The sequence below is a fragment of the Streptomyces sp. NPDC007896 genome (genome assembly GCF_042959425.1).
In the GTDB taxonomy this organism is placed as follows: domain Bacteria; phylum Actinomycetota; class Actinomycetes; order Streptomycetales; family Streptomycetaceae; genus Streptomyces.
On record NZ_JBIBKX010000008.1, the window covers coordinates 477333 to 483716 of the forward strand.

8 protein-coding genes and 1 pseudogene are annotated in these 6384 nt (G+C 66.3%); 6 read left to right on the forward strand and 3 right to left on the reverse strand.

The genetic code is table 11. From position 1 onward, the window contains the following. Positions 1 to 116: 116 nt before the first annotated feature. A complete protein-coding gene (locus ACFZDJ_RS27375; protein WP_391062445.1) occupies positions 117 to 458 on the reverse strand; it encodes a hypothetical protein in 342 nt (113 codons plus the stop codon). Between the two features lie 629 nt (positions 459 to 1087). Between ACFZDJ_RS27375 and ACFZDJ_RS27380 the strand changes: the two genes are divergently transcribed. Genes ACFZDJ_RS27380 through ACFZDJ_RS27390 form a run of 3 tightly spaced genes read left to right on the forward strand, consistent with a single transcriptional unit; the run spans position 1088 to position 2144 of the window. Continuing rightward, entirely contained in the window at positions 1088 to 1426 is a 339-nt protein-coding gene (locus ACFZDJ_RS27380) for a hypothetical protein (RefSeq protein WP_391062447.1), read from the forward strand. After that, a complete protein-coding gene (locus tag ACFZDJ_RS27385; RefSeq protein WP_391062450.1) occupies positions 1359 to 1967 on the forward strand; it encodes a hypothetical protein in 609 nt (202 codons plus the stop codon). Before ACFZDJ_RS27380 ends, ACFZDJ_RS27385 begins: the two co-directional genes overlap by 68 nt. Positions 1968 to 1991: 24 nt before the next feature. After that, positions 1992 to 2144: a hypothetical protein gene (locus tag ACFZDJ_RS27390; RefSeq protein ID WP_390942181.1), complete on the forward strand. Its 153-nt coding sequence runs from the start codon at positions 1992 to 1994 to the stop codon at positions 2142 to 2144. Positions 2145 to 2177: 33 nt separating this feature from the next. Here the strand turns inward: ACFZDJ_RS27390 and ACFZDJ_RS27395 are convergent, their stop codons facing one another. After that, positions 2178 to 2513 carry a hypothetical protein gene (locus ACFZDJ_RS27395; RefSeq protein ID WP_391062453.1) on the reverse strand — a complete coding sequence of 112 codons (336 nt, stop codon included), beginning with the start codon at positions 2511 to 2513 and terminating at the stop codon, positions 2178 to 2180. 544 nt (positions 2514 to 3057) lie between these two features. Here ACFZDJ_RS27395 and ACFZDJ_RS27400 point away from each other — a divergent pair. Both ACFZDJ_RS27400 and ACFZDJ_RS27405 read left to right on the forward strand, forming a co-directional pair. Further along, positions 3058 to 3180, forward strand: a complete 123-nt coding sequence (locus ACFZDJ_RS27400; protein ID WP_391062456.1) for a hypothetical protein — start codon at positions 3058 to 3060, stop codon at positions 3178 to 3180. A gap of 1166 nt (positions 3181 to 4346) precedes the next feature. After that, positions 4347 to 5642, forward strand: coding sequence for a DUF5933 domain-containing protein (locus ACFZDJ_RS27405; protein ID WP_391062459.1), 1296 nt, complete (start codon positions 4347 to 4349; stop codon positions 5640 to 5642). A 102-nt stretch (positions 5643 to 5744) separates the two neighbouring features. Here the strand turns inward: ACFZDJ_RS27405 and ACFZDJ_RS27410 are convergent, their stop codons facing one another. After that, entirely contained in the window at positions 5745 to 6050 is a 306-nt protein-coding gene (locus tag ACFZDJ_RS27410; protein WP_391062462.1) for a DUF6461 domain-containing protein, read from the reverse strand. A gap of 116 nt (positions 6051 to 6166) precedes the next feature. Between ACFZDJ_RS27410 and ACFZDJ_RS27415 the strand changes: the two are divergent. Then, a pseudogene (locus ACFZDJ_RS27415) lies at positions 6167 to 6384 on the forward strand (IS256 family transposase); the annotation flags it as partial.

Below are 6384 nucleotides of genomic sequence, written 5' to 3' on the forward strand. Positions count from 1 at the left end.
CGCTATCTTGCCAGGACGACGATCGGGCGGGCCGGCACCACACGCTCGCCCGCTTCACCCCCGTCTCCATCGCGGGGGGGTCGTAACCTTGTTCTTCCAACCTTCCGCTTGGCGAATCAGTCTCCGACGAAGACCAGATAGCTGCCTGGAGTCGTAGCACAGTCCTCCAAGAAGGCAGTGAGCTCTCGGACCGCTTCGGCTTGAGAGTCGTCGGTGCAGCGATCCAAGAGATCCGGGATTTCGCGGAGTGCGGCTTCGGCCTCTTGCTCGTTGAAAACCGTGTCGTTGTACGGGTCGACCATCCAGAGCTTGCCCGAGGTGTTGGAGGGAAGCTTGGCGATCAGCTGAGCCAGTGCTTCGCCGTGCTTGTGGGACTCACGGACCAGAGTCGGCCTGCGCATGGAACGTCGGCTGGGCCAGTGCGGGCGGCTGTCGTGCAACTGCAGGTCAATCCCCATGACCTGATTCTTCCGCAGGCGGGCCAGGCACGGGAATCCTCTCTCGAATGGCACTCGCACTTGATCACCCGAGGCGGGAACCGCCTGACGCGGAGTCGGCCTGCGCTTGGTCCTGTGCTCGGGCGCGGAAGTATCGGAAGCAGGGATGTGCCACCGTGGCGAATACGCTGGTCTCCGGCCGAGTGATCCCGCGTACGGTGCCCGGATCGGCATCACCCCGGACGGCAAATTCACCCTGTCCCGTGGCTCACGATCCCTCACCCTCTAAACCACCTGACCCGCCCTCCGCTGTGTGCCCGAGCCTCATCTTGGCCCGGGCACACAGCTGTTGGGGGTGTAACAGAACACGGCCGTTGGCGTTTGGGCAGCAAAGGGGGTGCGCTATTTGTCAACCCGCAGCACTCCGGAGGAAGGGAGCACGGCGACTACCGCGGCGCCTCCCCTCTCATCCGTAGGAGTTCGATCGCCCGAGTCGGCACCCCCGACGAGTGGACCAACGACATGCGCGACGCAGCCACCAAGTGGGCCCATCACAGGCGGTGATGCCGCCTCGGACCGGGCGGGTCGCGCCGGGCCGCCCGCTGCTCCACCCCCGCACTCGGTTCTCTGGACCAGGCAGGAGGCAGGCCGTGACGGAGACCGCCGGCACACTGCACGGCGAGAACAGCGAGGCCGACGACGTGAGTGCGGAGCCCGCCGAGGAGACACTGACGTCCGCCCACCCCGGCGGGGACAGCCTGGAGCCGGCCACGGCCGACCTCCTGACCGGACGCAGCATGGACCGCCGGCTTCCCTCACTGATCCGACGGACCTTCTCCTTGGCCTGGGAGGTCGGCCCCAAAGCGGTGCTCGCCCTGCTGGCCTGCCAGGTCGTCTCCGGGATTGGCCGCGGCGGCCGGAGTGCGGGCACTGCTCGCCATCGCCACCCACGCCCTGTCCCACCGGCTGTCGCCGCGGATCTGCCGTGAGGCGGAGTACAAGATGCTGGAAGCGGCGACCAACGCGGAACAGGCCGCCTACGACCATCCCGGCTTCAACGACCGCTTCGACGCCGCCGAGCGGGAAGTCCACATCAGCCGGGGCATCATCGGCCAGTCCCAGAACTACGTCTCTTCCGTGGCCACCCTGATCGCGGCGGCCGTGGTCCTGGCCAGGTTGTACCCGCTGCTGCTGCCGCTCCTTGTCCTGGTCGCCGTACCTCAGGCGATCGCCTCCATCCGTAGTGACCGCGTCACCTACCTGGCGACGGTCGCCACCCACAAGGACCGGCGCGCGAAGCGCATGCTGCGCCGGCACCTGATCGCCAAAGACCAGTCCGACCAGGTCCGCACCGACACCCTGGCGCCCTACCTGCTGAAGAAGTACGAGGCCGGCGCGGTACGGGTGGAAGCCACCAGCAACACCGCCACTTGGGACCGAGCCAAGATCGCCTTCGTGGGCGCCGCCGCCACGGGTCTGGCGTCCTCGTTGGTGTGGGGGCTGTGCCCCTCCCGCGGGGATCCTCCATGACGCCAGCCGTGTACGGCGCCTCACGTGCGCGCCCGCCCAGGCCCGGCGGCCGCCGGGTACCTCCTACGACCTGTTGCGGCCGAGCAGGCCTGCCCCACCGCGGGCGGTACACCGCTGTGGCAGCAGCTGCTCGCCCGCTTCCTGCCCCAGCTTCCAGGCCGTCCGCCGATGTCCTGACCTGCCGGTTCTCGCCGGACGGCGCCTCGTCCTCTACTCGGTCATGTCCTTCCTTCTCCGCGCCGCCGCCGACGACGACGACCACCCGGCCTTGCCGCTCTCGACGCCGTGCAGGCCGATGGCGCCGGGGCAGGCTGCTACCCGCCCCGGCGCCGTACCCCGTCGCTCCTCGCCCGCCCGGCCTCCGTTCACGTGCAAGGTCAACGGGGGCGCTTCGCGGGCAGTTCCGCGCTGATCTTGAAGCCGACCGTCCTGAGCGCGAATGGAGACGGCGCAGGGACCATCACGATCGAGCAGAACGATGTCGACGTCGATCCGCAGAGCCTGCTGAGGATTGCTCAGAACTTTCCGCCGAAGTACGAAGCTCATCGGCCACCTCACGCAGTACCCCCCGAAGGGCGACCTGTACCAGCTGCAGAGCCCGGTCGAACTGGTGGACCTGGAGAAAAGCACCGCGTCGACGTCAACCCCAACGACCCCATCAACAGCGTGCGTATGAGTTGGCCGGATTCTTCGTCGTCAGAATCAGCGGCCCGTCGCCGTTGTCCGGTTGTTCGATGACCATAGTGAAGGGCAGGATCATCGTGCTCTTCCTTGACGAGAGCGGGTGGGGGCATGTCGAGCACGCCCACCCTCCGATGCCGCCCGCACCATGGCGCAACGACCACACCGTGCGAACACTTGATCTCACGCGCTCAGCCCAGTTCGACAGCACGGCCGCCGCATCCAACGGCCGCAGGCCATGCCTCCCGCTCTCGAAACTCACCGACATTGCCAAGCTCGGGTTCGACCGGCTGAAGGTCATGGACCGCATCGGGCTCGCGGCTGCGCTGTTCGACGAGGGCGACTCGGAGCGCGGTCCGCCGCTGCCCAGCACGCGCTCGACGAAGCGGCCCGCGTCGGCTCCACGCTCATGGCCTCCCGGCTCAATACGCTGCTGGACGCGGCCCGCCCGTATGAGACCGCCGCGGTCGAGGACGTACGCGGCAGGGCGCGGGATCTCACCTTCACCCGCCCGACCACGGTCGCCGCCTGAGACCATCGAGCGCATGGGCAGGCATCGCCGACCCGGACCCCCGAACCAGCCCTCCCATGCTGGCCCGCGCACCGACCCCGACGATCCGCTCACCGCGTACGACAAGCGGCGCCGGCCACCTCCGCCCGGCGGAGCCGCGAGCGTTGGAGGAACGGAACGGGTTTGCGCACGAGCCCGCAGGCACAGCGCCCGATCTCTCGGCGGACCAGAAGTGGGTCAACGGACTCGCCGACGACACATGACGGTGCAAGCCCTCCGAGAGTACGAAAGGCAGCGGCTCAGCAGCGTCCGAGACATGGTCCAGGCGGGACAGCAGTTCAGTCGTGAAGGCTGCTGCCCGATCGTCGTGGCCAGGGCCCTCCAGGTCATGGTCGGATGCGGTCAACGTAGCCCCGCATGACAGTGCCGACCGCGTACGTAGGGCCGTGCTCCTGAGAAGGAACCAGGCTCAGTACAGGTTCAGGACACGCTTCGCCGATCTGCCGTCCACATCCCCTGATTCTTGATCTCCCGGACACCCCTCAGCCGCACGCACGCAACCTCGCCCGGATACCAGACTCCCGAACTGCGTCCCGCGGGGCGTCGCGCCCGATACGATCACTGAAGGTGTCGCATCAGGTGATCGGGCTCGGGGGTAGTGGTGGATGAGTTGATCCGGCAGCAGAAGCTTGACGTGGACGTCGGGCAGCCGGACCGGGGGCGGGACACCACGGCCGGACGATCTCGGCGGACGGACGACGAGCACTCGCACCCAGTGCAACGACCGTCGATGCCACCCGTCACAAAAGCATCCCGAACTACCAACTATCGAGATGGAATGCCCTCCAAGAGCCGCTGGGTAACCGTGACGTCCTCGATGCCCGCCGGGCGTCGAAAGTTTCAAGGCCATTCCCGAGGCGCTGGACCATCGAGCGCAGCATCGCCTGAACTTCACACCACCGGTGACCGGCGAAACCCACCCGCACCGCTCCGCTAGCGTGCTCGAACTCACGACGAGTACCCAGATCGCCCGCCCTTCAGCGGAAAACCATGCTGTCCGGTACAAAGAGTCACCCACTTAACCAACATCTCACAAATCGGCCAAACCATTGATACCTAGAGCGTCGCGGGCGTTTTCGCGAATACGCTGCAGAATTACGTTCGCCGCATGGCGTCAACCGCGGGTGATGCTGTGGGCCACGGCGAGTGTGGCGGCCCTCGGATTCCTCGTCGCGCTGGAGATCGCCGCGCGCCACTACGGCCTGCCGGGGCCGATCACCAATCAGGCCCAAGAGGCGATATTCGCCCCTAAATCGGGTTTCCTCTTGTACGCCGGTATGGCGTTGATGATGGTGGTGCTCACCTGGCGGCAACGGTTCATCGCGGCTGGTGCCGCGATCGGCATCGACGTCGCCTTCTTCCTGGTGCGGTGGGCGGTCGGAGCCGAGGTGACCGAAGGCCACCCCTTCGGCAACGGCGCGTTGTGGGTGATTTTGAGCTATGCGGTCCTCGCCATCACGCGTCGCACCGACCGGGAACGTGTCCTGCTGCTGAAGGGTGTCGGGCTGGGCCTGCTACTGGTTGCCGGGCGCAAGACTGGCGATACTTGGCTACTCATCACCTCTAAGACCCGCCCGGCGGTGCTCGACCAATACATGGCAACCGCCGATCACGCCCTGGGCAACCCGTCGTGGGTGGTAGGTCGGATTGTCATGGCCACCGGCCCGATCGGCGCACATGTTCTCGACTACGTCTACGTCCAGCTTGCGATAGCCGCGGTCATCGTCGCGCTGTACCAGCTGCGTGACGTGGCGGTCGAGCGCCGCTTCCCGGGCCATCATCTGGTGCGTACGTTCCTGGTCATCGGCCTCGTCGGACCGGCAATCTACATGATCTTCCCGGTGGTCGGACCGATCTTCGCCTACGGCACCGACGGCGGGCACTGGGGGGTGGCCAACCTGTGGCCGAACACGCCGCCGCCGATCGGTACCCCGCACCAGATGCCATTCGACGAGATCACCCCACGCAACTGCATGCCCAGCCTGCACACAGCGTGGGCTACCGCGATTTTCATTCACTCCCGCAAGGGCCCACGGATTCTGCGATTCGCAGGCGCGTTCTGGCTGATTGCCACGCTCGGCGCAACGCTGGGATTCGGCTACCACTACGGCGCGGATCTCGTTGCCGGCGTGGTGTTTGCGTTCACGATCGAGGCAGCGCTGCGCTCGCTCGCACGTGGCTGGGACCGGTCAGGAATCCGACTGGTCACCTACAGTGCAACGGTCTTCGCCGCGCTCTTGGTGGCATATCGCTATCTGCCGGTGGAGATGGCCGAACATCCGTGGGTGTTCGGACCACTACTCATTCTGGCGATGGCCTCAGTCGTCCACTGCTACACGCAGACCATCAAGCTGTGGGAACCGAAGGCCGCACCAGCGCAGCGACCGGAACCGCAACCCGAACTGCTGGAGTTGAACTCGTAATGCCGGTCAGGGAGCCCTGCTGAGCCCTGATGGCAGCGATTTGAGTCTCGTCGAAAGAGACGACCGGCAGCTTCTCTTCATCCGGGGCATATACGACCGCGGTCAACACTGCTGGCCCCGGAGCCAGGGGAGACGGCATAGACACGGTCCCTGGCCGGGAAGTCGACAGGGACCGAGCGCCACTTGACGCCGTTGTCCACGACGTACCACACGGCACAGTTGGTCCTTCCGAACGTGCACGTAAGTGCGCTCACCGTGCGCATCCGTGATGTCGATGGTGATGCTCTCCCACTCCTCGGCAGGCTCCTCGGGTACCTCCCCTGCCCGATATTCGGCCCCCATCAGCAGCTCCTCAGTCACCCGGACGCCTGTAAGGCGCTCAGTCAGCGCGAACCACGGCTCGAGCACTGCTCATGACCTGTGGATCGGCCTCGGGTTGGACGCGAAGGGCGTACCTTCCCGAGTGATCGACTTCTGGTCATCGAGTAGGCCGACGTTGCACCGTCGGTTGGGAAGGCACGCCCGTGCTGAGCGTAGTGAATGCCGATGGAACGACCGAGACCGGCTCTCTGATCGACGACATCGTCCGCGAGGGCGCGAGGCGGATGCTGGCTGCCGCGCTGGAGGCTGAAGTCAACTCCTACATTGCCGAGTTGGCCGACCAGCGAGACGAGAGTGGGCGCCGCCTGGTGGTCCGCAACGGCTATCACCAGCCCAGGAAGGTCGCGACCGCGGCCGGGGT

Excerpts from the sequence above, each read along its gene's own strand:
- ACFZDJ_RS27375 (WP_391062445.1), bottom strand. The coding sequence starts at position 458 with ATGGGGATTGACCTGCAGTTGCACGACAGCCGCCCGCACTGGCCCAGC.
- ACFZDJ_RS27395 (WP_391062453.1), bottom strand. The coding sequence starts at position 2,513 with ATGAGCTTCGTACTTCGGCGGAAAGTTCTGAGCAATCCTCAGCAGGCT.
- ACFZDJ_RS27400 (WP_391062456.1), top strand. The coding sequence starts at position 3,058 with ATGGCCTCCCGGCTCAATACGCTGCTGGACGCGGCCCGCCCGTATGAG.
- ACFZDJ_RS27405 (WP_391062459.1), top strand. The coding sequence starts at position 4,347 with ATGCTGTGGGCCACGGCGAGTGTGGCGGCCCTCGGATTCCTCGTCGCG.